This window comes from Methylobacterium sp. JK268 (assembly GCF_054052225.1).
Window position 1 is genome coordinate 91735 of record NZ_JBSVZN010000022.1, and the last position, 25705, is coordinate 117439.

General features: G+C 72.7%; 26 protein-coding genes and 1 tRNA gene. 11 read left to right on the plus strand and 16 right to left on the minus strand.

Translation table 11 applies throughout. From position 1 onward, the window contains the following. Positions 1-201: 201 nt before the first annotated feature. Positions 202-603, plus strand: a complete 402-nt coding sequence (locus ACW9J6_RS22045) for a hypothetical protein (protein WP_457118654.1) — start codon at positions 202-204, stop codon at positions 601-603. A gap of 25 nt (positions 604-628) precedes the next feature. Here the strand turns inward: ACW9J6_RS22045 and ACW9J6_RS22050 are convergent, their stop codons facing one another. After that, entirely contained in the window at positions 629-1045 is a 417-nt protein-coding gene (locus tag ACW9J6_RS22050) for a hypothetical protein (protein WP_457118655.1), read from the minus strand. Between the two features lie 89 nt (positions 1046-1134). On the opposite strand from ACW9J6_RS22050, the gene ACW9J6_RS22055 reads away from it, so the two are divergent. The 5 genes from ACW9J6_RS22055 to ACW9J6_RS22075 all read left to right on the plus strand — a co-directional run bounded on the left by ACW9J6_RS22055 (position 1135) and on the right by ACW9J6_RS22075 (position 5873). Further along, positions 1135-1419 carry a hypothetical protein gene (locus ACW9J6_RS22055; protein WP_457118656.1) on the plus strand — a complete coding sequence of 95 codons (285 nt, stop codon included), beginning with the start codon at positions 1135-1137 and terminating at the stop codon, positions 1417-1419. Next, positions 1416-1574, plus strand: coding sequence for a hypothetical protein (locus ACW9J6_RS22060; RefSeq protein WP_457118657.1), 159 nt, complete (start codon positions 1416-1418; stop codon positions 1572-1574). Before ACW9J6_RS22055 ends, ACW9J6_RS22060 begins: the two co-directional genes overlap by 4 nt. Before the next feature lie 350 nt (positions 1575-1924). Continuing rightward, the gene (locus tag ACW9J6_RS22065) at positions 1925-2824 is read left to right on the plus strand and encodes a LysR family transcriptional regulator (RefSeq protein ID WP_457118658.1); all 900 of its coding nucleotides are present in this window, start codon (positions 1925-1927) and stop codon (positions 2822-2824) included. Between the two features lie 206 nt (positions 2825-3030). Beyond that, a complete protein-coding gene (gene aspA, locus ACW9J6_RS22070; protein ID WP_457118659.1) occupies positions 3031-4464 on the plus strand; it encodes an aspartate ammonia-lyase in 1434 nt (477 codons plus the stop codon). An 83-nt stretch (positions 4465-4547) separates the two neighbouring features. After that, a complete protein-coding gene (locus ACW9J6_RS22075; protein WP_457118660.1) occupies positions 4548-5873 on the plus strand; it encodes a dicarboxylate/amino acid:cation symporter in 1326 nt (441 codons plus the stop codon). Positions 5874-5928: 55 nt separating this feature from the next. On the opposite strand, the gene ACW9J6_RS22080 is transcribed toward ACW9J6_RS22075, so the two are convergent. Beyond that, entirely contained in the window at positions 5929-7635 is a 1707-nt protein-coding gene (locus ACW9J6_RS22080) for a lysine--tRNA ligase (RefSeq protein WP_457118661.1), read from the minus strand. Positions 7636-7829: 194 nt separating this feature from the next. On the opposite strand from ACW9J6_RS22080, the gene ACW9J6_RS22085 reads away from it, so the two are divergent. Further along, the gene (locus ACW9J6_RS22085; RefSeq protein ID WP_457118662.1) at positions 7830-7961 is read left to right on the plus strand and encodes a hypothetical protein; all 132 of its coding nucleotides are present in this window, start codon (positions 7830-7832) and stop codon (positions 7959-7961) included. Positions 7962-8050: 89 nt separating this feature from the next. After that, the gene (locus tag ACW9J6_RS22090; protein WP_457118663.1) at positions 8051-8176 is read left to right on the plus strand and encodes a toxin-antitoxin system HicB family antitoxin; all 126 of its coding nucleotides are present in this window, start codon (positions 8051-8053) and stop codon (positions 8174-8176) included. A 15-nt stretch (positions 8177-8191) separates the two neighbouring features. On the opposite strand, the gene ACW9J6_RS22095 is transcribed toward ACW9J6_RS22090, so the two are convergent. Together ACW9J6_RS22095 and ACW9J6_RS22100 are read right to left on the minus strand one after the other, a co-directional pair. Further along, entirely contained in the window at positions 8192-9202 is a 1011-nt protein-coding gene (locus ACW9J6_RS22095; protein WP_457118664.1) for an LLM class flavin-dependent oxidoreductase, read from the minus strand. A 252-nt stretch (positions 9203-9454) separates the two neighbouring features. After that, positions 9455-9724, minus strand: a complete 270-nt coding sequence (locus ACW9J6_RS22100) for a hypothetical protein (RefSeq protein ID WP_457118665.1) — start codon at positions 9722-9724, stop codon at positions 9455-9457. 233 nt (positions 9725-9957) lie between these two features. On the opposite strand from ACW9J6_RS22100, the gene ACW9J6_RS22105 reads away from it, so the two are divergent. Both ACW9J6_RS22105 and ACW9J6_RS22110 read left to right on the plus strand, forming a co-directional pair. Further along, positions 9958-10740, plus strand: coding sequence for an SDR family NAD(P)-dependent oxidoreductase (locus ACW9J6_RS22105; protein WP_457118666.1), 783 nt, complete (start codon positions 9958-9960; stop codon positions 10738-10740). An 11-nt stretch (positions 10741-10751) separates the two neighbouring features. Continuing rightward, entirely contained in the window at positions 10752-11537 is a 786-nt protein-coding gene (locus ACW9J6_RS22110) for an SDR family NAD(P)-dependent oxidoreductase (RefSeq protein WP_457118667.1), read from the plus strand. Positions 11538-11870: 333 nt separating this feature from the next. On the opposite strand, the gene ACW9J6_RS22115 is transcribed toward ACW9J6_RS22110, so the two are convergent. Beyond that, positions 11871-13463 carry a TROVE domain-containing protein gene (locus tag ACW9J6_RS22115; RefSeq protein WP_457118668.1) on the minus strand — a complete coding sequence of 531 codons (1593 nt, stop codon included), beginning with the start codon at positions 13461-13463 and terminating at the stop codon, positions 11871-11873. A gap of 360 nt (positions 13464-13823) precedes the next feature. Further along, positions 13824-13892: transfer RNA gene (locus tag ACW9J6_RS22120), tRNA-Ser, on the minus strand. 596 nt (positions 13893-14488) lie between these two features. Here ACW9J6_RS22120 and ACW9J6_RS22125 point away from each other — a divergent pair. After that, on the plus strand, positions 14489-14737 hold the full coding sequence (locus ACW9J6_RS22125; protein WP_457118669.1) for a helix-turn-helix domain-containing protein: 249 nt from the start codon (positions 14489-14491) through the stop codon (positions 14735-14737). 77 nt (positions 14738-14814) lie between these two features. On the opposite strand, the gene ACW9J6_RS22130 is transcribed toward ACW9J6_RS22125, so the two are convergent. The 10 genes from ACW9J6_RS22130 to dnaK form a co-directional block, all read right to left on the minus strand. Continuing rightward, positions 14815-15438, minus strand: coding sequence for a class I SAM-dependent methyltransferase (locus tag ACW9J6_RS22130; RefSeq protein WP_457118670.1), 624 nt, complete (start codon positions 15436-15438; stop codon positions 14815-14817). Continuing rightward, a complete protein-coding gene (locus ACW9J6_RS22135) occupies positions 15435-16475 on the minus strand; it encodes a DNA polymerase III subunit delta' (protein WP_457118671.1) in 1041 nt (346 codons plus the stop codon). Before ACW9J6_RS22135 ends, ACW9J6_RS22130 begins: the two co-directional genes overlap by 4 nt. Further along, positions 16465-17136 (minus strand): dTMP kinase, encoded by a 672-nt coding sequence (gene tmk, locus ACW9J6_RS22140; RefSeq protein ID WP_457118672.1) that lies wholly within the window; start codon positions 17134-17136, stop codon positions 16465-16467. The genes ACW9J6_RS22135 and tmk overlap by 11 nt, the downstream gene beginning before the upstream one ends. Beyond that, positions 17133-18341, minus strand: a complete 1209-nt coding sequence (locus tag ACW9J6_RS22145; RefSeq protein WP_457118673.1) for a D-alanyl-D-alanine carboxypeptidase family protein — start codon at positions 18339-18341, stop codon at positions 17133-17135. The genes tmk and ACW9J6_RS22145 overlap by 4 nt, the downstream gene beginning before the upstream one ends. A gap of 114 nt (positions 18342-18455) precedes the next feature. Next, positions 18456-19691, minus strand: a complete 1236-nt coding sequence (locus ACW9J6_RS22150; RefSeq protein WP_457118674.1) for a septal ring lytic transglycosylase RlpA family protein — start codon at positions 19689-19691, stop codon at positions 18456-18458. Between the two features lie 366 nt (positions 19692-20057). Further along, complete coding sequence (locus ACW9J6_RS22155) at positions 20058-20198, minus strand: hypothetical protein (protein ID WP_457118675.1); 141 nt, start codon at positions 20196-20198, stop codon at positions 20058-20060. Positions 20199-20765: 567 nt separating this feature from the next. Beyond that, the gene (locus ACW9J6_RS22160; protein WP_457118676.1) at positions 20766-21014 is read right to left on the minus strand and encodes a hypothetical protein; all 249 of its coding nucleotides are present in this window, start codon (positions 21012-21014) and stop codon (positions 20766-20768) included. Positions 21015-21190: 176 nt separating this feature from the next. Then, positions 21191-21814: a class I SAM-dependent methyltransferase gene (locus ACW9J6_RS22165; protein WP_457118677.1), complete on the minus strand. Its 624-nt coding sequence runs from the start codon at positions 21812-21814 to the stop codon at positions 21191-21193. Positions 21815-21962: 148 nt separating this feature from the next. Next, a complete protein-coding gene (gene dnaJ / locus ACW9J6_RS22170) occupies positions 21963-23135 on the minus strand; it encodes a molecular chaperone DnaJ (RefSeq protein WP_457118678.1) in 1173 nt (390 codons plus the stop codon). Positions 23136-23447: 312 nt separating this feature from the next. Then, positions 23448-25370 (minus strand): molecular chaperone DnaK, encoded by a 1923-nt coding sequence (gene dnaK, locus ACW9J6_RS22175; protein WP_457118679.1) that lies wholly within the window; start codon positions 25368-25370, stop codon positions 23448-23450. Between the last annotated feature and the right edge of the window lie 335 nt (positions 25371-25705).

Sequence of the window (25705 nt, forward strand, 5' to 3'; positions counted from 1 at the left end):
TCCTCCCCGTCGCGCTCTCCGTGACAGGTGGCGTCGCCCGCCCGGCCGCGCCAGGGGCGCGCACCCGTCATCGTTCAGGGATTGTTCGCATCCGGCCATTGACCTGCGTGACGAATGAGACCAATGTTCCGCATCTGTTCCAAACACCGGGCGCCGGCGCGACGCGGCACGGCCCCGCAGCGGATCCCGGGAGGCCTGATCATGGCGGCGACCTGCCTCGACGACGCGGCTCTGTTCGAGAACCGGGACTGGGTGTTGTCGCAGGACGGCCTGGAGCACCGGGCGACCGGCTACTTCATCGACCGGGAGGCGCTCGGCGCCAAGCGGCCGGACGGCCACTGGGAATGGCCGCTGCACCTCTCCGAGAAGGCGTGGTGCGGGGTGCGCAGCTTCCGGGAGGCGTTCCTGGCGGCGCTCGACGCCTTCGGCATCGCGCCGGACCGCAAGCTCACCCTCTCCTTCGCGCTCGGCTTCGGCACGCGCCTGCCCGGCCCGGAGACGGAGGAGTTCGTGGCGCTCGGCGACCTCGTGCGGCTCGCGCCCCCGGCCCCCCGGAAGGCGGCCGCGCGGCGGGCGCCGCGGGCGCTGGCGGTCGGGGCGTGAGCGGCGCGGGTCGCGCGGCGCGGCCCTACCGGACCGTGACGTGGTACCGGATCTCCGTCGGCGTGCCGAACGGCCCGACGGCCTCGACGACGAACTCGTCCTCCCCGCGGTAATCCGGGGCGCTCGTGTAGGACAGGAGGGTCGCCGGCACCTGGCGGGTGTTGCAGCGCGAGCGCGGATTGTAGGCGGGGAAGTTCGGATACGCGCGACCGTACCGGACATCGAGGGTGCCGTGGCCGGGCGGCTCGATGATGTGGACCGTCATGGCTCCGGCCGAGGTGCAGTTCTCCTCGACGGCGGTGTAGGACGCGAACTTCTGCGGATGGCCGGCGACGGCGACCTTCTCGAAGGTTCGGGTCGGCCACGCCTCGGCGGGCCCTGCTTCGAGCAGACCGAGACCGAGGAGCCCCGGAACCGCGACCAGACTGGCGAGCCGCTTCATGGGAATCTCATGACGTTACGTCATGCACTCAGCCATGGTTTCGGGCGTTTGGCAACGGGGGGCCGGGCTTCGCGCGGGGGCCTCGCCGCGTGACCACGCCCCCTGCGGGGCCCGGCCCGGCGGACCCGCTCTCGGCCCGCAAGCAGCGCGTCAACGAGCGCGTGCGGCTCCTCGCCAACAACCTCGATCGGGCCTCGACGGCCTGCTTCACGGTCGGCGTCGCCACGCCGGTGGCGGGCTGGCTCTACAATGTCAGCGGCCTGCAGGCCTCGCTGGGCCTCGGCGTGCTGGGCCTCGGCATCGCCGGTTGGCTCGCGGCCGCGATGCTCCTACATTGTCTGGCACGACGCCTCCTCGACGGGCTCCTGCCATGACCGCCTCCGCGCTCCTCGCCTTCGGCGTCACGCCGCTGCTGGTCGTGACGCTCGGCTATGCGGCGGTGCGGCTGCAGGAGCGCGAGTTGGCCCGGGTGCGGCGCGACTTGTCCCTGCAGACCGTGCGGATGGCCCGGGCGCGCCGAGCGTCCTGAGGGAGCGCCGACGGCGAAGCCTCCTCCTCTGCGGCACGGCTGTCCGGGGAGAGCCGAGGCACTTCCCCCCTCTCCCGAGTGGGAGAGGGGCCGGGGGTGAGGGTGGCTCGGGTTCAGGATTGGTCTGAACCGTTGAGCAAGCAGCGGCACGGTTCAGATTTCTTGCTGCACCCGCGCCACCCTCACCCCTACCCCTCTCCCACTCGGGAGAGGGGATCCCGCGCCAAACTCGGATGCCGCCGGACTCCAGTCTTCATCGTAAGTCACCCCCCGGCGCGCGCGGCGCACGACATCGGAAACCCCGGCTATCGTAGGATCCCCGCAACCCGGGAGCACCGCGAGTCGCCGCTATGGAGCTGAAGTGGATTGAGGATTTCCTCAGTCTCGCCGAGACGCGCAGCTTCTCGCGCGCGGCCGAGATCCGGCACGTCACCCAGTCGGCTTTCAGCCGGCGCATCCGGTCGCTGGAGGTCTGGCTCGGGACCATCCTGATCGACCGCAGCGCCTACCCGATCACGCTGACGGCGGACGGGCGGCAGTTCCTGGAGACCGCCGAGGAGGTGCTGCGGCTCATGACCGTCAGCCGCGCGGAGTTCCGCAGCCGCGGCACCGGGTCGAGCCTGCCGGTCGTGGCGATCACCGCCCTGCACTCCCTCTGCCTCTCCGTCCTGCCCGGCTGGCTCGCGCGGATCCAGGAGGTCGTCGGGCCGGTCAGCAGCCGCGTCCTGCCGGAGAACTTCAACATCTGCGTCCAGGCCCTGGTCGAGGGCGGCTACGACCTGCTGCTAACCTACCACCACCCCGGCATCCCGATCCCCCTCGACCCCACCCGCCACGCCTTCCGGGTGATCGGCCGCGACAGCCTCGTGGCCGTGGCGTCCCCCCGCGGGCTGCGGCCCGACGCGGAGGGACGCCTGCCCCTGCTCCAGTACTTCCGCGGCTCCTTCCTCGGGCGGCTCGCCGGGATCGCCCAGGCCCAGGCGGGCGCGCCCGCGACTCACCCCGTGCACATCAACGAGAACTCCCTGGCCGAGGCCCTGCGCACCATGGCGCTCGGCGGCCACGGCGTGGCGTGGCTGCCGCGCAGCCTCGTCGCGGGCGAGGTCGCCGCCGGGGCGCTGACCGTCGTGAGCGCCGAGATGCCGATGGAGATCCGGCTCTACCGCAGCGCCGAGCGGAACCGCCCCTTCCTCGACCTCGTCTGGGACGCGGCCGGGGAGGCCACGGATAACTATTCCGGATCGGAATAACCGCGGTCCGACTCGGCATTGGCGCGCTCTCGGCGCCGGGTCTATCGAGAGCCCGCCCGGTGAGCCGGGCCGCCTCTCCGCCCGGGGACGGCGGCCCTCATCGGCCTCAACCCCTTGATCCGGAACGGCGCTCCGCCGCGGGCGCCCCCGCTCGGCCGCGTGCGCGGCCGGGCGCCGGATCGTCGCGACCCGCAAGGAGATCCGCCGTGACCCGTCCGACCGCCCCCACCCGCACCGAGCACGATCTCCTGGGCGACCGAGAGGTGCCGGCGGGGGCCTATTACGGCGTCCACACCCTGCGCGCGGTCGAGAATTTTCCGATCACCGGCACCGTGCTGGCGTCCTGCCCGGACCTGATCGGCGCGCTCGCGGCGATCAAGCAGGCGGCGGCGCGCGCCAACCACGAGCTCGGCCTCCTCGACGCCGCGCGACGCGACGCGATCGTGGCGGCCTGCGAGGAGATCCGCGGCGGGGCGCTCCACGACCAGTTCGTGGTCGATCTGATCCAGGGCGGGGCCGGCACCTCCACCAACATGAACGCCAACGAGGTGATCGCCAACCGGGCGCTGGAGATCCTCGGCCACCCGCGCGGCGCCTACGCGCAGCTCCACCCCAACGAGCACGTCAACCTGGGGCAGAGCACCAACGACGTGTACCCGACCGCGCTGAAGATCGCGGCGACCGGGGCGATCCGGCGCCTGCTCGCCGCCATGGCGGCCCTGCGGGGGAGCTTCGAGGCCAAGGCGGCGGAGTTCGCCGACATCCTCAAGATGGGCCGCACCCAGCTCCAGGACGCGGTGCCGATGACGCTCGGCCAGGAATTCGGCACCTACGCCCGCATGCTCGCGGAGGACGAGGCCCGGCTCGGCGAGGCGGCTCTGCTGATCCGCGAGATCAACCTCGGCGCCACCGCGATCGGCACCGGCATCACCGCGCACCCGGCCTATGCGGGGCTGGTGCGCGAGCACCTCTCCGCCATCGTCGGCGTGCCCCTCGTCACGGCCGAGGACCTCGTCGAGGCGACCCAGGATTGCGGCGCCTTCGTGCAGCTCTCCGGCGTGCTCAAGCGGGTGGCGGTCAAGCTCTCGAAGACCTGCAACGACCTGCGCCTGCTCTCCTCCGGGCCGCGGGCGGGCTTCAACGAGATCAACCTGCCGGCCCGGCAGGCGGGCTCCTCGATCATGCCCGGCAAGGTCAACCCGGTGATCCCCGAGGTGGTGAACCAGGTCGCCTTCGAGGTGATCGGCAACGACGTCACCATCACCTTCGCGGCCGAGGCCGGGCAGCTCCAGCTCAACGCCTTCGAGCCGGTGATCGCCTACAGCCTGTTCCGCAGCCTCGCGCACCTGGAGGCGGCCTGCCGGACCCTCGACGTGAACTGCGTGCGCGGCATCACGGCGAACCGCGAGCGGCTGCGCGCTGACGTCGAGGCCTCGATCGGCCTCGTCACCGCGCTCAACCCCTATATCGGCTACCGCAACGCCACCGCGGTGGCGGTGGAGGCCCACGCCACCGGGCGGGGCGTCTACGAGCTCGTGCTGGAGAAGGGCCTGATGCCCCGCGCCCAGCTCGACGCGGTGCTGCGCCCCGAGCGGCTGACCCGCCCGCAGGCCCTCGACCGCCCGGTCACGGCGGCCTGAACCCGAACCCGGGACCCGCGCCGCCACGCCAGCGGCCGGGTCCCGCCCCCTCGATACCCAACCACGTCACGGGAGGACACGCGATGACTCACGCCCCTGCGGGCGGCCATTCGGGCCGGCTCACCCTCTACACCGGTGCCGGGCTCCTGCTCGGCATCCTGGCCGGCGCCGTCCTGCACGGGCAGGCGGCCGGCCCCGCCGAGGCCAAGGCGCTCGCCGCGCATTTCACCCTCGTCACCGAGATCTTCCTGCGCCTGATCAAGATGATCATCGCGCCGCTCGTCTTCGCCACCATCGTCGGCGGCATCGCGAGCTTCGGCGACACCCGCTCGGTCGGCCGCGTCGCGGCCCTGGCGATGGGCTGGTTCGTCACCGCCTCGCTGGTGTCGCTGAGCCTCGGGCTTCTCGCCGCCAACCTGTTCCAGCCGGGCGCCGGCCTCGCGCTCCCCCTGCCGGACGCGGGCGCGCAGACGGGCCTGAAGGCCGCCTCGCTCAACCTGCACGACTTCCTGGCCCACGTCGTGCCCACCAGCATCGTCTCGGCGATGGCCGGCAACGAGGTGCTGCAGATCCTGGTCTTCTCGGTCTTCTTCGGCTTCGGCCTCAGCGCCCTCGACCGGCACCACGCCGCGCCGATGGTGCACCTCCTCGACGGACTCGCCCGGGTGATGTTCCGGGTCACCGACGCGGTGATGCGGCTCGCGCCGATCGCGGTCTTCGCGGCGATCGCCGCGGTGATCACCGTCCAGGGCCTCGGCGTGCTGGTCGATTACGGCAAGTTCATCGCGAGTTTCTACGCGGGCCTCGCGGTGCTCTGGGCGCTGCTGATCGGGGCCGGCTGGCTGGTGCTCGGGCGGGACACGCTGCGGCTGCTGCGGCTCCTGCGCGCGCCGATGATCGTCGCCTTCTCGACGGCGAGCAGCGAGGCCGCCTTCCCGCGCACCGTCGAGGTGCTGGAGCGGTTCGGGGTCCGCCCCCGCGTCACCGGCTTCGTGCTGCCGCTCGGCTACTCGTTCAACCTCGACGGCTCGATGATGTACCAGGCGCTCGCCGCCCTGTTCATCGCCCAGGCCTTCGGCATCCCCCTCGGCTTCACCGATCAGGTCATGATGCTGCTGGTCATGATGGTGACGAGCAAGGGCATCGCCGGCGTCCCGCGCGCCTCGCTGGTGGTGGTCGCCGCCTCGGTGCCGATGTTCGGCCTGCCCGCGGCCGGCATCCTGCTGATCATAGGCATCGACCAGATCCTCGACATGGGCCGCACCGTCACCAACGTGCTCGGCAACGGGCTCGCCACCGCGGCGGTGGCGAAGTGGCAGGGCGAGATGGAGGCCGCGCCCGAGCCGGCGGAGGCGCGCGCGGAGGCCGCCCTGCCCGGACTCGCGCCCGAGGCCGCGCCCGCCCGCTGATCCGCCGGGATCGCGGCGACGGCGGCCGGTCCGGACGGGCCGGCCCCCGTCGCGCCTACTCGGCGGCCTTCGGCGCCCGGCTCTCCAGGAAGGCGGCGTGCTCGGCCGCGAGGTCGCCCGACAGCGCGCGGGCGATCAGCGCCCGGGTCTCGGCCACGCCGTAGAGCGCCACGAAGGAGCCGAAGCGCGGGCCGCGGGCCTCGCCGAGGAGCGTGCCGTAGAGCGTGGTGAACCAGGTCTGGGCCACGCCGGGCCGCCCGTCCGGGCTCTTCGCCTTGCCGGACAGGTCCGGGTAGTGGCGCCGCCCGACCTCGTAGACCGCCGCCTGCAGCGCCTCCGGGTCGGTGGAGCCCGCATGCGCGCCGAGCGTCTCCGACAGGTCCGCGAGCGCCGCCGCGGCCTCGGCATCGGGCAGCCGGTACTGCTTCTCCGGGCGCAAGAAGTCCCGGAAGTAGCGCACCGCGTGGTGGACCAGCCGGTCGAGGCGCGGATGGGTCTGCGGCGAGGCGTCCGGCGCGTAGCGGCGGATGAAGCCCCACAGCACCGAGGGGTCCTCGGTGTTCGCTACGGCCACGAGGTTGAGCAGCATCGCGAAGGTGATCGCGCTGCCGCCGCCCACCAGCTCCGGCGCCGGTGGTTCGCCCGCGTGCAGGTGCCAGACCGGGTTGCCGAGCTGCAGCTTCGGCTCCTGGCTCGGAAACTTCTCCAGGAAGGAGAGGTAATCGTCCACGTGGCGCGGGATCACGTCGAAGTGCAGGCGCTTGGCCTCGCGCGGCTTGTTGTACATGAACAGCGCGAGGCTCTCGGGCGTGCCGTAGGCCAGCCACGCGTCGATGGTGAGCCCGTTGCCCTTCGACTTCGAGATCTTCTGGCCCTTCTCGTCGAGGAAGAGCTCGTAGTTGAAGCCCTCGGGCGGCTCGGCCCCGAGCACGCGGGCGATCTGGCCCGAGAGCTTGACCGAGTCGATCAGGTCCTTGCCGGCCATCTCGTAATCGACGCCGAGCGCCACCCAGCGCATGGCCCAGTCGGGCTTCCACTGCAGCTTGGCGTGGCCGCCGGTCACCGGGGTCTCGTACGCCTCGCCCGTGGCGGGGTCGCGCCACACGATGGTGCCGTTTCCGACATTCACCGCGTCGATCGGCACCTGCATCACGTGGCCGGTGACCGGGTGGAGGGGCAGGAAGGGCGAGTAGGAGGCCGAGCGCTCGGCGCGCAGCGACGGCAGCATCACCGCCATCACGGCGTCGTAGCGCTCCAGCACCCGCAGCAGCACCGCGTCGAACCGGCCCGACGTGTAGTAGTCGGTCGCCGAGGCGAACTCGTAGTCGAAGCCGAAGCTGTCGAGGAAGGCGCGCAGGCGCGCGTTGTTGGCCGCCCCGAAGGACGGATATTCGTTCGAGAACGGGTCCGGGATCCGCGACAGGGGCTTGCCGAGATGGCTCGCCATCATCTCGCGGTTCGGCACGTTGTCGGGCACCTTGCGCAGCCCGTCCATGTCGTCCGAGAAGGCCAGCAGCCGCGTCGGCACCGCGTCGCGGGTCAGCACCCGGAAGGCGTGGCGCACCATGGAGGTGCGCGCGACCTCCCCGAAGGTGCCGATATGCGGCAGGCCCGAGGGGCCGTAGCCGGTCTCGAACAGCACCTCGGCTTTCGGGCTCCGCTCCAGCCGGGCGACGAGCTTGCGCGCTTCCTCGAAGGGCCAGGCCGCGGAGGTCGCGGCGGCGTCGAGGAGGGCGGGGTCGATGCGAAGCGGAGCGGGCATGGTGTCTCGAGAGCCCCGGACGGGCGCGGGCGGGCGGGAAGGGTGAAGCCGGCACCCTAGGGAGTGGGGCCGGTCGGGTCAACGAAGGGCGCCCGGGAGACCTCCGCGAAACGTGCCGACATTGACCCTCAGACTGTTAGGCGCCACCTTGCAGACGTACGCCGTTCGTTCCTCAGCTAGATCGGTGTGAAACCATGAACAACACACTGAGCTACAAAGGCTTCGTTGCGAACGTGCAGTTCAGCGCCGAGAACGAAGCCCTCGTGGGGCACCTCACCGGCATCAACGCCATCGTGGGCTTCCACGCCGAAACGGCCCGGATCTGATACGGGCCTCCCACGATGCGGTCGACGACACCGTCGAGACCTGTGCGAGGATCGGCAAGCAGCCCGAGAAGGCGTTCTCCGGCAAGCTCATGGTCCGCATCGACCCGGCCGTCCATGCCGAGGCCGCCCGGGCCGCCGCCAGCGCCGCGAAGAGCCTCGCGCAATGGACCGAGGACGTCCTCAGGGCCGCGGCGAAGGGGGAGGCCTCCGCCTGAGGCGCCGCCCTCGCATCACGCCAGCGCCGGCTCCGCCACCCGCACGTCCTCCCGCAGCTCTGCCAGGATCTCGTAGGAGCGCACCCGGGCGCGGTGGTCGTGGATCGCGGCCGCGACCATGATCTCGTCGGCCTTCGTCCGGTCGAGGAAGTCCCGCAGGCCCGCCCGCACCGTCTCCCGGGAGCCGACGAAGGAGCAGGCGAGCATGCGCGAGGCCTGCGCCTTCTCGGCGGGTGTCCAGTAGGTCTCGATGTCGTCGATCGGCGGCAGCAACTGGCCGCGGGTGCCGCGGAACAGGTTCGTGAAGGATTGCTGGGCCGAGGTGAAGAGGCGGCGCGCCTCCGCATCCGTCTCGGCCGCGATCACGTTGACCCCGACCATCGCGTGAGGGCGGTCCAGCTGCGCCGAGGGCTCGAAACGGGCGCGGTAGATCTCCAGGGCCTGGTCCAGGGCGTCGGGCGCGAAATGCGACGCGAAGGCGAAGGGCAGGCCCAGCATGGCGGCGAGCTGCGCCCCGAACAGGCTGGAGCCGAGGATCCACAGCGGCACCTGCGTGCCGGCGCCGGGCACCGCCTGCACCACCTGGCCGGGCTGCACCGGCCCGAGCAGCGCCTGCAGTTCCAGCACGTCCTGCGGGAAGCTGTCGGAGGCGGCCGGATCGCGGCGCAGGGCCCGCAGGGTCCGCCCGTCGGTGCCGGGCGCCCGGCCGAGGCCGAGGTCGATCCGGCCCGGATGTAGGGCGGCGAGCGTGCCGAACTGCTCGGCGATGACGAGGGGCGAGTGGTTGGGCAGCATCACGCCCCCTGCCCCGACCCGGATGCGCTGCGTCCCGGCCGCCACGTGGGCGATCACCACGGAGGTCGCCGCGCTGGCGATCCCGGTCATGTTGTGGTGCTCGGCGAGCCAGTAGCGGGTGTAGCCCAGCCGCTCCGCGGCGCGGGCGAGGTCGAGGCTGTTGCGCAGGGCCTCGCCGGGTGTCGATCCGAGGGGGATCGGAGCAAGGTCGAGGACGGAGAAGGGCGGCATCCCGGGCTCCCGTGGTTGGCGTGGCCCCTTGAGTGCCAAGAGATCTGGCGCGCGACCGCCCGTTGCAAGCGCCGCCCGGGCGGGCGTGGCATGCGCGGGGCTTAGGGCTCGAAAACGACGAATCGGGTCTCCGGCAGGATCGGCCGCGGTTCGCCTTCGAGCGTCGCCACCGACGGGATGGCGGCGACCGGCCGCGGCGTCAGCCTCTTGCGGCGGCGATCGGGCTTCCTGCGCCGCAGAGAACCGCGAAGGTCAAACGTCAAGCCTGTGGTCTCGACCGAGTCGGCCGCGCCGCCGCTTCAGGATCGCGGCAACCGGATCCGGCCGCGCGAGCAGGGCCAGGGCAAGGAGCCCCAAATCCGCCGTCGAGGTCACGCCGGTCTGCCGCTTGGCCGCCGCGACGAGGGCCGGCGGCGCCGGGAAGCTGACCTTCTCCGGGCTCTCCCCCGCCCGCAACTCCTCCTGCCGCACCTCTTCCAGGAGAGCCGCGTGGACCGGGCTCGAATCGACCTCGTCGTGCATCGCCGCACGCCTCCTCGCCAAGGAACAGATGGAGCAGGATGACGTCCCGAGGCAAGCCGTCCGAATGCCCTTTCGCCAGCGCTCGCGAGCGCCGCCCGCTCCGCATGCAGGACAGGGCGCACGACCATACCGTCTTTTCGAAAGGCGGACTTGCCGGTTTGGCTTGTTTCCGCGAGGTTGGATCAACGCAGCAAGACGGAAGCCCGAAACCGGGCGCCGACGGGAGGACATCCATGGCCGGCCTCTTCGATCTCACCGGGCGGGTCGCCCTGGTCACCGGCGGCAATGGCGGTATCGGGCTCGGCATGGCGGAGGCGCTGGCCGGGGCCGGGGCCGCGGTGGCGATCTGGGGCCGCGACGAGGCCAAGAACCGGGCCGCCGTCGCGCGGCTCGCCGCCGCGGGCGCGACGGCCGAGGCCTATCGCTGCGACGTGGCGGAGCCGGAGGCGGTCGAAGCGGCCTTCGCGGCGACGCTGGCGCGGTTCGGGCGCGTCGACGCGGTCTTCGCCAATGCGGGCGTGGCGGGCGGCGGCCGGCGCTCCTTCCTGGAGCGGGACCCGGCGGAGTGGCGGCGCACCTTCGCGGTCAATCTCGACGGGGTGGTGCAGGTGTTCCAGCAGGCGGCCCGGCACATGGCCGCGCGGGCGGAGGCCGGCGACGCCTATGGGCGGCTCATCGCCACGTCGAGCGTCGCCTCGCTGCTCGGCGCCGCGCGCAACGAGCATTACGGGGCCACCAAGGGGGCGCTGAACGCGATGGTGCGGGCGCTGGCGGTCGAACTCGCCCGCTACGGCATCACCGCGAACGCCATCCTGCCGGGCTGGATCGAGAGCGAGATGACGGCCGGCCTGATGAGCAACGAGAAGTTCGTGGCCAACACCCTCCCCCGCATCCCCCTGCGCCGCTACGGGCGCCCGGCGGATTTCGGCGGCATCGCGGTCTACCTCGCCAGCGAGGCCTCCGCCTACGTGACGGGCCAGGTCACGGTGATCGACGGCGGCTACACGGTCGCGTGAGGGGCGCTCCGATGCACCGCTTCGACGGCAAGGCCGTGATCGTCACCGGCGCGGGGAGCGGCATCGGCCGCGCCGCCGCCCTCCTCTTCGCCCGGGAAGGCGCCGCCGTTGCGGCGGTCGACCGGGCCGCGCAGGCCGTCGCGGAGACCGCCGCCGCCATCGGCGCCGAGGGCGGCCGGGCGCTGGCCCTGACCGCCGATGCGGGGCGCGAACCGGACGTGGTCGCGATGATCGCCGCGGCGGAGCGGGAGTTCGGCCGGCTCGACGCGATCTTCGCCAATGCGGGGATCTCCGGGGGCGCGATCCCGCTCCTGGAGCAGGAGGTCGCGCTGTGGGAGGAGGTGCTGCGGGTCAACCTGATCGGCGCCTTCCTCGCCGTGAAGCACGGGGCGCCGGCCCTGATCCGGCACGGGGGCGGCGCCATCGTCTGCACGGCCTCGGTGGCGGGCTTGAGGGCGAACGCGGCGGGCGCCGCCTACAGCGCCAGCAAGGCCGGCGTGATCAGCCTCGTCCAGACGGCCGCCGACGCGCTCGCCGGCACCGGGGTTCGGGTGAACGCGGTCTGCCCCGGCCTGATCGAGACGGGCATGACCGCCGGGCTGTTCACGGCCGCCCGCGCCCGGGGCCGCGAGGACCGGATCGGGCAGCTCAACCCGCTGCGGCGGGCGGGCCAGCCGGAGGAGGTCGCGGCCGCCGCCCTGTTCCTGGCGAGCGAGGCAGCCTCCTACGTGAACGGGCAGGCGCTGGCGGTGGATGGCGGGCTCTCCAGCACGCACCCCTTCGTGCCGCGGCGGTGAGTTTGCAGCGGCGCAGCGGCCCCCGGCGGATGAAACCGTGAGACCCGCGCTCTATCACACGCCCCCTTTTCCGGACGACTGCAGCGCCAGCGGAAGGAGATCCGGAAACCAGATGATGAATCGCCGCGAAGCGGCTCCGCATGCCAGCGACGGTGTTGAAGAGCGGACGCTTCGCGGAGTCTTGCGCTGGTTTCCGGGTCGCATTCCGCTGGCGCTGCATGCGCCCGGAAAAGGGGGGAGAGTTGGATGTGAACCTGCAAGACGTGGCACCGCCCCGCGAACCGGCTCCTCATGAGGCGGGCGGCCCCCGCGAGGGAGCCGCCCGCCCCGGAACTACCGGAGGAAGTCCGCGATCAGCGCCGGCGCTGCCGTGTCGAAGCCGACCACGTCGAGCATGCCGGCATCCTCCGGGTCCGCGATGCTGAAGCCGTTGGAGACGAGCCCCACGACCACCAGCTTCGCCGGGATGCCGGTGTGCTCCCGGTAGCGGCGCAGGGCCTCGACCGGGTGCACATCCCCCGCCCACGTCTCCGAGTCCGTGTAGACCACGAAGGCGTCGGCCCGGATCCCGCGCTCCAGCGCCCAGAGCATCGGCAGGGCGCAGTCGGTGGGACCGAAGGGCAGGTCCGCGGTGGCCGCCACCGCCGCGTCGAGCCGCAGCGACGGCCCGAACGGCAGCGGCGTCAGCCCCGTGCCGCGCCCGGAGGGACCGGCCGTGAAGCCGACCACCTGCCAGTGCTCCTCCGTCGCCGCGGTGACGAGCGCCATCGCGGCGGCGGCCTCGCGGGGCGTGAGCGGCGACCCGGCCACCGACCCCACGCTCATGGAGCCCGACACGTCGAGGGCGAGGACGAGCCGCCGGCCCGTGGGCGTCACCGCCCGGAACGCCGTGTAGAACGCCGCGTTGAGCGCCTCCACGATCGTCCCGACCGGCTCCCAGGTCAGCTTCCCCCGCTCACCCCGCCCGGACGCGTAGGTCCGGAGCGCGATGAGCAGCGCCATCGGGTGCAGGCGGGCCTTGAGGATCCGCTCCCGGTCCGACAGCGCCGCGCGCACCCGCTCGGTCCCCTCGGAGAAGGGCGCGAGCACCCCCGCGGCGGTGAGCCGCCCGAGCTGGCGCACCAGGGCGCCGATCGGCATGCCCTCGACCAGCGCCTCGTTCACCGCCCGGCTCCGCAGAAGCTCGGTCGGCAGCGCCTCCCAGGGCAGGCCGTGCGAGCGCACGAGCTGCGCCGCCGCCGCGCCGTCCACGCCCTCCCGCTGCACGGCCGCGAAGCCGTGCACCAGGGGCGGCAGATCCGCCGCGAGCGTGCCGCGGCAGATCCACTCGAACAGGGCGGCCCGGTCCGCCTCCCCGGCCTCCGGATGGGCGAGCCGCAGCAGGTCGCGGTGCGACCAGCCGTTCCGCGACCGATACTTCACGGCCTGGTAGGCGAGCACGTCGAGGGGCTTGTCCTCGTACCAGCGCGCCACCGCCCGCCGCAGCGAACGGCCCCAGCCGCGGGTCGCCCCGACGGCCTCGGCGAACTGGAACAGGTGCGTGCCCGTCCGGCAGACACGCGGCAGGGCCGCGAGCGCCGCGCGCCGGACCGCGAGGTCCTCGGCGCCCGCCGCCAGGGCCAGCGCGAAGATCGCCGGGTCCTGCTTGGGCGCCCGGCCTCCCGCGCTCACCGCCACGATGGTCTCCACCGCCCGCGCGCCATCCGCCTTCAGGCAGCGCAGCACCGCGCCCGCGTTCTCGCGGGTGAGCGCCCGCTCGCCCGCGTAGTAGGAGCCGCCCTCCGCGCCGAGCACCAGGAAGCGGTCGAGCCGCGTCCAGTCGTCGACCGGGAAGGCGTGCCCGCCGGCCGAATTCGGCACGGTGCGGGGAATGGGCTCCGACTGCGGCGTGCGCCGGAGCGAGAACAGCTTGGCGTAATCGAACATCGCTCGCTCCTCTTCGGGTGGCCGGGGCCGTTCGGGAGCCTGCTCCCGGACGCGCGCCGCGGCGGTGCGGTGGCGCATGCGGGGCAAGCCCGCAGGCGCCGGGCGGCTCCGGCCCGCGCGATGGCGGCGGGGCCGAAGACGATCGGGATCGGTCAGGGACGGCGCGCGCCGCACGGTCGTGGAGGTCGGAGAAGGTGTCCTGTCCGGAGCTCTGCCGTTGAGCTACGGGCCTCGCGGCCCGGCGGGTCTTGCACCCGCATCCCCGGATTCGCCGATAACCTTCGCCTGCCGGCCCGTGCGGGCCGCGCGGTCATGAGATGAGGAAAGGTCTTGGCGCTCTGCCGACTGAGCTACGGGCCTCGCGGCCCGGCGGGACTCGAACCCGCGACCTCCCTTTTGGCAAAAGATAACCTTCCCTCTCCGGCCCGCGCGGCCGTCGAGACGCGGATCGGGTCGTGCGGGCATGGGCTCGGAAACGGTATGAGCTCCGGACCTCGCGGCCCGGCGGGGATCGAACCCGCTCCTCCGCGCGGCGAACCGCGCGGCGCTCGACCCAGGGAACCGTCTCCGTTCGGCCCGCACGGGCCCGATCGGACAGATACTGTGGGAGGGGTGTGGCCTACCTGGACCTCAGCCGTCGCGGCTGCGTCGACAGGCCGGCATCGGTCGCCCTGGGCGCCCGAGCGGACGGGCGAAGGCGACGATCAGGTCGTGCTCGTTCATGCCGTTCTCCGTCCGCGAGGGACCCCAGGGTGGCGCGGTCGTGAGATGGCCCTCGGTGGTTGGCGCGTTGCAGGCGATAACCGAGTGCCTCCGGCCCGCGCCGGCGACGGGGCCTGCCGGTCATGACCGATCAAAGGTGGACTGGGCGTTTCGCCCCCGCGGCTCGCGACCGCGGACGTCCGGAGGGAGCGATAACCTTCGATCACCGGCCCGGCAGGCCGATGGCCGGGTGGATACGGGCGAACCGCGGCCGTGTCAACGCAGAACTTGAAGAATCTTTCAGTTTGCCCCATCTGGCAGCCATGGACGAACCCCGCATCACCCCGGCGCAGATCCGGGCCGGCCGCGGCCTGCTGCGCTGGACGCAATCCGTCCTCGCGGCCCGGGCCGCGGTCTCGGTGGTCACGCTGAACATGATCGAGAGCGAGCAGGTGGCCCCTCGTGCCCGCACCCTCGGGGCGATCCGGGCGGCCCTGGAGCAGGAGGGGGTGCGCTTCGTGGGCGACGCGGCGGAGGGGTTCGGGGTGCTGCTGCGCAGGCCAGCGTCGTAGGGCGGTTCGGCGGGTTCTGCGCACGCCGCGGCATCGTGTGCGGCGAACCAGCTCCACGTAGGTCGGACCGGGCGGCTCTATCGGCGCCGGGCAAGCCAGATCGTGTGGCCGCCGCAGGCCGGGTCCTCGACCGCGTGCGCCAGCACGTCGAAGCCGTTCCGGTCGAGCAGCGCCCGGTACTCGTCGCCGTCGAGACTGGCGTGGTAGAGCGGCTCGCCGCCGAAGCGGCCGATCGCCTCCCCGTGGGACGGGCCGCTCGTGAACATCAGCGCCGCACCCGGCGCTGCATGGGCGCGGAGGATCGGGACCATCCGTCGCTGATCCGCGTGGGACAGGTGGAAGAGGCTGTTCCAGGCGATGATGCCGTCGAAGCTGGCACCGAGCGCCATCGCCCGCATATCGCCGACGTGCCATGCCTGATCGGGCCGTCGCGCGCGGCAGAGAGCGATCAGCTCGGGAGCGGCATCGATCCCGGTCACGCGGCATTGCTGCCCGACGAGAAAGTCCGCGATGGGCTCGCCGCTTCCGCAGCCGACATCGAGCACGCGCGGCCCGGCGGGCATGAGCTGCAGGAAGCGGCCGAGCCAGGCAGCCTCCATGATCGGCTGCCCGGAGGATCGCCCGCGCCGCTCGGCCCAGGCCCGCGCGTGACGCCGGTAGAGGCCGACGACGGCCTCCGACGGGGGATTGGCCTCGCTCACCGCGCCCCCGCGACTTCCTCGAACAGCGACAGGATCACCGGGCGGCGATCGAGATTGTAGGTGGCGGCCTCGCGGGCGGCGCGGGCGATGCGCTCGCTCGCCTCGGCCAAAGCCGCCAAGCGCGCAGGCGGCTCGCCGAGGCGCCGGCCGATCTCGGCGGCGAGGTGGCGCTGCGCCGTGTCGAGGGCGGTCTCGTAGAGCGCTTCCGCCTCGCGGCCGCTCAGGCGTTCGGCGAGCGCCAGCACCCGGCGCCAGTCCGGCGCGGCGAGCAGCGCCTCGACCTCGCCGACGAGAGCGAGCGTCGCCGGATCGAGGAGGCCGACCGCGCGGGCCACCGAACCCTCGCTGAGCGCCGCCGCCCGGGCCAGCACCTCCGGGTCCTGCGCCGCGAAGGAGTCGCCGAGTCCGCGCAGCACCCGCACCACGTCCGCCTCGCTCAAGGGCCGCAGGGCGAGGCGGCGGCAGCGGGAGCGGATGGTCGGCAGGAGCCGGCCGGGGGCGTGGCTGACGATCAGGAACAGCGAGCGCGGCGGCGGCTCCTCGATCAGCTTGAGGAGCGCGTTGGCGCTGGCGAGGTTCAGCTCCTCGGCGCAGTCGACGATGCAGATCCGGTAGCCCGCGTCGGCCGAGGTCTCGGCGAAGAGGTGGAGCGCGCGCCGCGCCGCCTCGACGGTGATCTGAGTCGGAATGGTCTTGGCGCCGGGCGTCCGCTGGCGGCGCAGCACCACGAGATTCGGGTGCGCCAGCGTCGCGACCTGCCGGAAGGCCGGATGCGTCTCCGCGATGGCGAGCGTCTCCGGCACGCCCTGCCCGGCCCCGCGGGCGAGGAGGTGGCGCGCCACCCGGTAGGCGAGCGTCGCCTTGCCGATCCCGCGCGGGCCGCCCAGCAGCCAGGCGTGGTGCAGGCGCCCCGCGCCGATCGCGTCGCGGAAGGCGCGCTCGGCCGGTTCCTGGCCGATCAGGACGCCTTGCGCACGCGGGCGGGGCAGGCCCCGGATCTCGCCGGGTTCGACATCGTCCTCGACCTCAGGCGGCATGGCCGAGCTCCGGGAGCAGGTGCGGCAGGCGCCCGGCGACGACGGCGCGGATCGCGGCCGCCACCGTGTCGGGATCGCCGGTGGCGTCGACCAGGGCGCAGCGCTCCGGCTCCGCGGCGGCGATGGCCCGGAACACCTCGCGAAGGCGCTGGTGGAAGGACAGCGCCTCGGCCTCGAACCGGTCCTGCGCCCCCCGCTCGCGGCGGCGGGCGCGGGCGAGGCCGATCTCCGGCGGCAGGTCGAGGATGAGCGTCAGGTCCGGCCGCGTCGGCCCGACCACGACCCGCTCCAGGGCCGCGAGGCTGTCCGGGTCGATGCCGCCCGCCGCGCCCTGGTAGGCCCGGGTCGAATCCGCGAACCGGTCGCACAGCACCACGGCGCCGCGGGCGAGCGCGGGCCGGATCAGCGTGGCGAGGTGGTCGAGGCGCGCGGCCGAGAACAGCAGCGCCTCCGCGAAGGGCCCGTGGTCCTTGGCGGCGCCCGCGAGCAGCGCGGTGCGGATCCGCTCGGCCCGCGGCGAGCCGCCGGGCTCGCGGGTGGTGACCACCTCCCGGTCGCCCCGGCGCAGCAGGTCGGCGAGCCGCGCCACCTGGGTCGATTTCCCCGCGCCCTCCCCGCCCTCGAGCGTGATGAACACGCCCGGCCCCCGGCCTCCGCTCACGAGCGGTTCGTGAGCTTGGCGAAGGCGTCGCGCACCCAGCCGGTCCCGACCTCCAGGGCGGCGTCGAGGGCGCGCTGGCTCATCGTGCCGGTGCCGACGCCCTCGGCGGTGTAGAGGGGCATGTCCGCCACCTGCTGCTCGCCGCGGGTGATCCTCAGGCGCGCCACCTCGCGGCCCGCCTCGATCGGCGCCTTGAGGGGTCCCTGGTAGACGACCCGGGCGGTGAGCCGGTCGACCGAGCCGCGGGGCATCAGCACCCGCACCGGCTTCCTGGCCACCAGCGCGACCTTGCCCTTCTCGCCGCCGTAGGTGTCGATCTCCGCCACCGTCTCGCCGGGCGCGAAGACCTGCCGCGCCTCGAAGGCCCGGAAGCCCCAGTCGAGGAGCTTGCGGGCCTCGGCCGCCCGCTCCTGGGCCTTCTTGAGGCCGCTCACCACCAGGATCAGCCGCTGGCCGTTCTGCACCGCCGAGCCGGTCAGGCCGTAGCCGGATTCCTCGAGGTAGCCGGTCTTCAGCCCGTCCGCGCCGATATCCATGGTCAGGAGCGGGTTGCGGTTCTGCTGGCGGATCTTGTTCCAGGTGAACTCGCGCTCGGAGAACAGCTTGTACTCCTCCGGATAGGTCTCGATCAGGTGGACGGCGAGCCGGGCGAGGTCGCGGGCCGTCACCTTCTGGTCCGGGGCCGAGTAGCCGGTCGGGTTGCGGAAGGTGGAGCGGGTCAGCCCGATCTCGCGGGCGTGCCGGTTCATGATTTGCGCGAAATTGTCCTCGGTGCCGCCGATCGCCTCGGCGGCCGCGATGGCCGCGTCGTTGCCCGACTGCACGATGATGCCGCGCAGGAGGTCGGGCAGCTTCACCTTGCTGTTGACCTGGGCGAACATCGAGGAGCCGCCCCCGCCCGCCCCGCCGTGCTTCCAGGCGTTCTCGCTGATCGGGAACTCGCTGTCCTGATTGAGGCGGCCCTTGCGCATCTCGTCGAAGATCACCTCGACGGTCATCAGCTTGGCCATGCTGGCGGGCGAGAAGGGCTCGTCGGCGGCCTTCTCGTAGAGGACGGAGCCGGAATCCGCGTCGAGGAGGATCGCGTGCGGCGCCTGGCTCTGGAAGCCCTGGGCCAGGGCCGCCGTCGCCACGCCCGCCGCGAGCGCCAGCCCCATCGCGAGCCGCGCCACCGCGCCGCCCGCCCGTCCTGCCGTCAGCCTCATGCGCACACCGTTCCACTCACCCGGACCCGGCGCCACTCTGCCGCTACGGCCGGACCGGAGCAATTGCGGCGGAACGCCCATCCCGCCATGCGGTGTCCCGCGGCTGCGCCGCCCTCAGAGCATGTCGGCCATGCGGGCGCGGGCCGCCCTGCCCTTGCGGTCGGCCGGATCGGCGCCGTCGAGGCGCGCGGTCTGGCTGCGCTCGCCGCCGGGCCGGCCCGGGGGCAGCGGGCGCGCGCCGGTGAGCGGCAGGGGCGAGGTCAGCGGCAGCGGCCCCGGATGCGCCGCCCCCTTGGCGCCCGGCGCGGTGCGCGAGGCGGCGAGCATCGCCTGCGCGAGGGCGTCGCGGTCCTTGGCGGCGGCCGCCGGGCGCATCGCGGCCGGGAGGGGGCGCGGTGCGGGTCCGCGAGCGGGCTCCGCCGCAGCGAGGCGCAGGGGCATAGGGTGCTGCACCGGCTGCGGCGGGAGGGCGGGCCGCAGGGCGACGGCGGCGCGCACCGGTGCGGCGGAGGCCATCCGCAGGGGCGCGGCGGCGGGACGCGGCGGCGCCTCGGCCACCTGGACCGGCGCGGGCAGCGGCGCGACCCGCGGGCGCTCCACGATCGGGCGGACCGGCTCCGGCTCGGGCTCGGGCCGCCGGAACGCCAGCGGCGTCGCCGCCTCGCCCGCATCGGCCACCATCAGGTTGGCGCCGTAGGGGCTGCCCGCGGGCTGCCCGTCGGTGCGCAGGGTCGCCATCAGCTTGCGGTCGTCGCTGCCCGCGACCGAGGCCTTGCCGAGATACTCGACCCGCACCTTGGTGGTGCCGCGGCGGTGGAATTCCAGCGCCTCGGCCACGCGCTCCGAGACGTCCATCAGCCGGCCCTCGTGGTAGGGGCCGCGATCGTTCACCCGGACCACCATCGAGTGGCCGTTGGCGAGGTTGGTGACCCGCGCGTAGCTCGGCAGCGGCAGGGTCGGGTGGGCGGCTGCCACCGAGAAGCGGTCGAAGACCTCGCCGTTGGCGGTCTGGCGGCCGTGGAAGGCAGTGCCGTACCAGGAAGCGAGCCCCTCGCGGACGTAGCCATGGGGGTTCTCGCGGGGCACGTAGGTGTGGCCGGCGACCACGTAGGGCTTGCCCACCATGGCGCGGCCGCCGCCCTTCGGGATCGGGTCGTTCTCGCCGTAGAGCCGCGGGCTCGCGACGACGCCGTATTTCGGATCGACCTGCCGGCCGCCGCGGGCCGACGCCGTGGCGGTCGGCTGCGGGGTCCCGGCGCAATTGGCCGTCAGGAGGGCGACGCCCGCCACCGCCGCGAGCCGCAGGAGGCCGGCCGCGGCGCCGGCCTCACCGTTCGTGGATCCTGCCATGTCGTGTCCGGTCCCGCCTGCCCCCCCGCGCCGTCCGGTTTGCCCGGATCCGCCGCGGTCCGATCCGCGGCCCATCGGGCCACGCCACTTGACCGCCACGCTGCCGCGGTCTGGTGAAGGAAGGCTTGACGGGGATCCGCCGTCAAACGCCCCGGCGCTCCTCGCCCGGCGCGCGAGGACAAGAGGCGAAGTCCTTGGCCACGAAGAAGAAACCGGTGCCGGATCGCGGCCGACGGGCCCGGCGGCCGACCTCACCGCGCGTGGTGACACCCTCGGCCAAATGGCTCAGCGGACGGGATTTTCCGACCCGGGCCGGTCGCCCGGCGGCGGGATCCGCCGCCCACACCTTCGTCGTGCAATCGCCGCCTATTCAACCGGATCGGGCTCCTCGGAGCCGACGGGGGCGAGCCGAACCCAGGTGTCGAGGGCCCAGCGGATGCCGTGCCCGGCGAGCGCGGCGAGCGCCATGGCGCCGCCGAGGTTCAGGAACAGGGATGCATCCGTCATGGGTCGCGCCTCATCCGCGAGCGTTGCTCCGGGGCCGTCCAGAGGAGCGGCGGAGGCGGCGGGTCGCCAGTGCCGCGGCGCGACAGGTCGGGGCGATCCCGTCGGATCCGGCCCTCCCGTGGCCGATCCTCACGCAGTGTGGCCGAAAGGCCTTGCGGCGGGATGTGCGCGGTGTCACGGATTCGACATATCGCAACGCGCGACCGAACTTCCGTTACTTTACAAATTAAGACAATAACTTAGACGACATTTCTGAGACGCGACACGAGAGGGAGGTCGCGCGATGCGGGCGATCCGCAGGGGTCGGCGAACGCCGACACGGACCGAAGCGCCGGACCGCAACCGCCACACGCCAAGCGCCCGCTCTCCCGGACGACCGAAGCGTCGACCCATGGAGATCCGGGCACCGGCGCAAGCGTCGCGCAGCGGCTCCATAGGCCCGCAGCGGTGCCGAGAAGCCGTCGCGTCGCGTCGTCTCGCGCGGGGTTCCGGGTCGTCCTCCGCTGACGCCGCGGGCGCCCGGCCAGGGGTGTAGCGCCGGTTCGGCCTTCCGGCGCCCGGCGCGGCTCAGCCCCGGCGCTGGGCCTTCACGTAGGAGGCGATCGCCGACTGGCAGTTCTGCGAGAGCTTCGCCTTGTTCTGGCGGAAACAGGCCTGCACCTCCGGTCCGTCCGGGGGCAGGTCGCCGCAATAGGTCAGGTAATCCCCCGTGCAGTGCTGCTTGAGGAGGGCGCGGTCCGGCACCGGCGTCTGCTGAGGCGCGGCGAGCGCGGCGGTCGACGACAGGGCGAGCGCGAGGGCGATGCGGTGCAGCACGGGGAACTCCGGTACGAACCCGGTCGGCCCGGGCCCCGCGCTCAAACCAGAGGATCGCGACCAAAATGCGGGAGCGCGGGCATACGCCCCCGCGCCTCAGGCCCGCCAGGGATGCTCGGGCCGTTGCGTCTCGCCGATCGCCCGTCCGCCTCGGCCACGTCCTTCGGGGAGAGCGGTCAGGGCCGGCGGTAGACCCAGACCCGGGCCGGGGGCAGGTTCAACCAGACCTTGTTGGAGCGGCTCGCCGTGTAGGTCGAGGACCGCGCCGGGATCGGCGGCACCACCGCGTAGGTGAACTGCACGAAGGGCGCGTTCGGGTGCATCAGGTCGTGCACCTCCTGCAGCAGGTCGAGGCGCTGCTCCAGGGGCTTGGTGAAGAGCGGCAGGCTCGAGATGGTGGCGCAGGCGGCCTCGTCCACGACGCCGCGCAGCGTCTCGCGGATCCGGTAGGCGTCGCCCCGGATGATCGTCGCGCGGGGAAAGCGGCGGTGCAGGAGGTCGCAGAAATCCGGGTTGTACTCGACCAGGACGAGGCGCTCCTGCGCGATGCCCCGGCGCACCAGCGCGTCCGTCACAGGGCCGGTGCCCGGCCCGAGCTCGATCACCGGCCCCGTCATCCGCGGGTCGACGTAGGAGGCCATGGTCCGGGCGAGGAGCCGCCCCGAGGGCGTCACCGCACCCGTGACCAGGGGCCGCTCCAGCCAGGAGCGCAGGAACCGCGCCTCGTCCTCGAACAGGTCGCGCCGGGGGGCGCGGGTCAGGGCGACGGCTTTCGCGCTGGAGCGGCGGGGCGAGGGCAAGACGGTCGAACCCTTGAGGCAGGCGGAGGGTGCGTGACGGCTGTCGTCCAAAGGGACGCTGCCGTCAAGCCTTCAGCCGGCTTCAGAATCCCGCCGCCGGCCGCGCGGGAGAACGCGCGGCGCGTCCGCCGGTTCACGGAGAGGGCCCTCAGGCGCGTCCGGCGCCGCTCAGCCCGTCGAAGAACTCCTTCACCCGGGAGAAGAAGCCCGCGCTCTCCGGGTGATTGTCCGCGTGGGTGCCGTGCTGGTCGAATTCCTGCAGCAGCTCGCGCTGGCGCTTGGTGAGGTTCTGGGGCGTCTCGACGAAGACCTGGATGTAGAGGTCGCCGACGTCGCGGGCGCGCAGGACCGGCATGCCCTTGCCCTTGAGGCGGAACTGCTTGTTGGTCTGGGTGCCGGCCGGGATGCGCACGGTGGTGTGGGAGCCGTCGATCACCGGCACGGTGATCTCGCCCGAGAGCGCCGCCGTCACCATGGAGATCGGCACCCGGCAGAACAGGTCGGCCCCGTCGCGCTGGAAGAACGGGTGCGGCTTGATCGAGAGGAAGATGTAGAGGTCGCCGGCCGGCCCGCCGCGCAGGCCGGACTCGCCCTCGCCCGCCAGGCGAATGCGCAAGCCGTCGTCGACGCCCGCCGGCACGTTGACCGAGAGCGTGCGCTCGCGGGTGACCCGGCCGGCGCCGCCGCAGGCCGCGCAGGGGTCGTCGATGATCTCGCCGCGGCCCTGGCAGTTCGGGCAGGTGCGCTCGATGGCGAAGAAGCCCTGCGCCGCCCGCACGCGCCCGTAGCCGCCGCAGGTCGGGCAGGCCCGGGGCTTCGAGCCCGCCTTGGCGCCCGAGCCCGCGCAGACCTCGCAGGTGACGGAGGTGGGCAGCCGGATCGTCTCGGTCTTGCCCGTGAAGGCCTCCTCGAGGGTGATCTCGAGGTTGTAGCGCAGGTCCGCGCCGCGCTCGCGGCCCCCCGCGCGTCCGCTCCGGGCGCCGGGCCCGGGCGCGCCGCCCGCCCGGGCGTCCCCGAAGAAGGTGTCGAAGATGTCCGACATGAAGTCGCCGAAATCGGCGCCGAAGCCCGGCCCGCCGGGACCGCCCGCCCCCTGCGAGAAGGCGGCGTGGCCGAAGCGGTCGTAGGCCGCCCGCTTCTGGCCGTCCGAGAGCGTCTGGTAGGCCTCGTTGACCTCCTTGAACTTGATCTCGGCGTCCTTGTCCCCGGGGTTGCGGTCGGGGTGATAGGCCATGGCGAGCTTGCGGAAGGCGGATTTTAGCTCGCCCTCGCTCGCCGTCCTGGCGACGCCCAGCACCTCGTAATAGTCGCGCTTCGACATTCCCGTCCCCGACCCCGGTGGGCCCCGTCTCACAGGCGCACGGTCCCCGTCGCTGTCCGAGCGGCGGGGACCGTGACGGCCTCTCATCCATCAGGATTGCGCTCGGGAACCCCTCTCCCGGGTGGGAGGGGGGTCGGGGTGAGGGTGGCTCGGTTTCCGCAAGGCGACGGACCCGTTGAGCTGCCAGCGGCTCGGTCCCGTCTTCTTGCTGAAGCCTCCGTCCCTCACCCCTGCCCCTCTCCCACTCGGGAGAGGGGTTCCCGCGCCACATTCATGCGTTCGCCAAGATGAACCACGACAAATGCGGCGCGGTCAGGCCCGCTTCTTGTGGTCCTTGTCGTCGACCTCCTGGAAGTCGGCGTCGATGACGTCGTCCTTCTTGGCCTCGGCGTGGCCCTCGGACCCCGGCGCCGCGCCGCCCTCGGCCCCGCCCTGCGCGGCGTACATCGCCTCGCCGAGCTTCATCGAGGCCTGCATCAGGTCCGTGGTGCGGGCCTTGATGGTCTCGACATCCTCGCCGGCCAGCGCCTGCCGCAGGGCGTCGATGGCGGTGGTGATGCCGGCCTTGTCGGCCTCCGAGACCTTGTCGCCGTACTCCTTCACCGATTTCTCGGTGGCGTGGACGAGGCTCTCGCCCTGGTTCTTCACCTCGACGAGTTCCCGGCGCTTCTTGTCCTCGGCCGCGTTGGCCTCGGCCTCCTGCACCATCCGCTGGATCTCGGAATCGGAGAGGCCGCCCGAGGCCTGGATGCGGATCTGGTGCTCCTTGGCCGTCGCCTTGTCCTTCGCCGTGACGTTGACGATGCCGTTGGCGTCGATGTCGAAGGTCACCTCGATCTGCGGCACGCCGCGCGGGGCCGGCGGGATGCCGACGAGGTCGAACTGGCCGAGCAGCTTGTTGTCGGCCGCCATCTCGCGCTCACCCTGGAAGACCCGGATGGTGACCGCGTTCTGGTTGTCCTCCGCCGTCGAGAAGACCTGCGACTTCTTGGTCGGGATGGTGGTGTTGCGGTCGATGAGCCGGGTGAACACGCCGCCCAGGGTCTCGATGCCGAGCGAGAGCGGGGTCACGTCGAGGAGCAGCACGTCCTTGACGTCGCCCTGCAGCACGCCCGCCTGGACGGCCGCGCCGATCGCCACGACCTCGTCCGGGTTGACGCCCTTGTGGGGCTCCTTGCCGAAGAAGGTCTTCACCACGTCCTGGATCTTCGGCATGCGGGTCATGCCGCCGACCAGCACCACCTCGTCGATCTCGCTCGCCGAGACGCCCGCGTCCTTGAGCGCCTTGCGGCAGGGCTCGATGGTGCGCTGGATCAGGTCGTCGACGAGCGACTCGAACTTGGCGCGGCTGAGCTTGAGCGCGAGGTGCTTCGGCCCGGACGCGTCGGCGGTGATGTAGGGCAGGTTGATCTCGGTCTGCGTCGCCGCCGACAGCTCGATCTTGGCCTTCTCGGCCGCCTCCTTCAGGCGCTGCAGGGCGAGCTTGTCCTTGGTCAGGTCGATGCCCTGCTCGCGCTTGAACTCGGCCGCCAGGTACTCGACGATCCGGTTGTCGAAATCCTCGCCGCCCAGGAAGGTGTCGCCGTTCGTCGACTTCACCTCGAAGACGCCGTCGCCGATCTCCAGGATCGAGACGTCGAAGGTGCCGCCGCCGAGGTCGTAGACCGCGATGACGCCGGACTTCTTCTTGTCGAGGCCGTAGGCGAGCGCGGCCGCGGTCGGCTCGTTGATGATGCGCAGCACCTCGAGGCCGGCGATCTTGCCGGCGTCCTTGGTGGCCTGGCGCTGGGCGTCGTTGAAGTAGGCCGGGACCGTGATGACCGCCTGCGTGACCGGCTGGCCCAGGTAGGATTCCGCCGTCTCCTTCATCTTCTGAAGCGTGAAGGCGGAGATCTGCGAGGGCGAGTACTGCTTGCCGTCCGCCTCGACCCAGGCGTCGCCGTTGCTGGCGCGCACGATGTGGTAGGGCACGAGGCCCTTGTCCTTCTGGGTCATCGGGTCGTCGTAGGTGCGACCGATGAGGCGCTTGATGGCGAAGAAGGTGCGCGACGGGTTGGTGACCGCCTGGCGCTTGGCCGGCTGGCCGACCAGGCGCTCGCCGTCATCCGTGAAGGCGACGATCGACGGCGTGGTCCGCGCGCCTTCCGCGTTCTCGATGACCTTGGGCTGCGTGCCTTCCATCACGGCCACGCAGCTGTTCGTGGTGCCAAGGTCGATGCCGATGACTTTACCCATGGTGGGATCCCTCGTTGATGTTTCTTAAGCAGACCGCCGAGCCCCGAAGCAGCTCGGCCCATGGTGCTGAGGTGACGAAGATCGGTTGTGGCGGGCGGGAGCCGGCGAGCCCCCCGGGGAGGCCGGTGCGGTGCCCGCGCCGCACGCGATATAAGAATGCCCCCGAAGGCCCGCAAGGCGAGCGGAGCGGACCGCTCGGACGCCGCGAGACGTCCCGCAAGGCGTCCCTCCGTCAACCGGAAGCCGGCCCGCACGGCCAAGGCGCCACCAGAATGTTGCGGGCTTGCCACGCGCTCGCCACGGGGCGCATGCTACGGTCGAATGTGGTGCGGTCG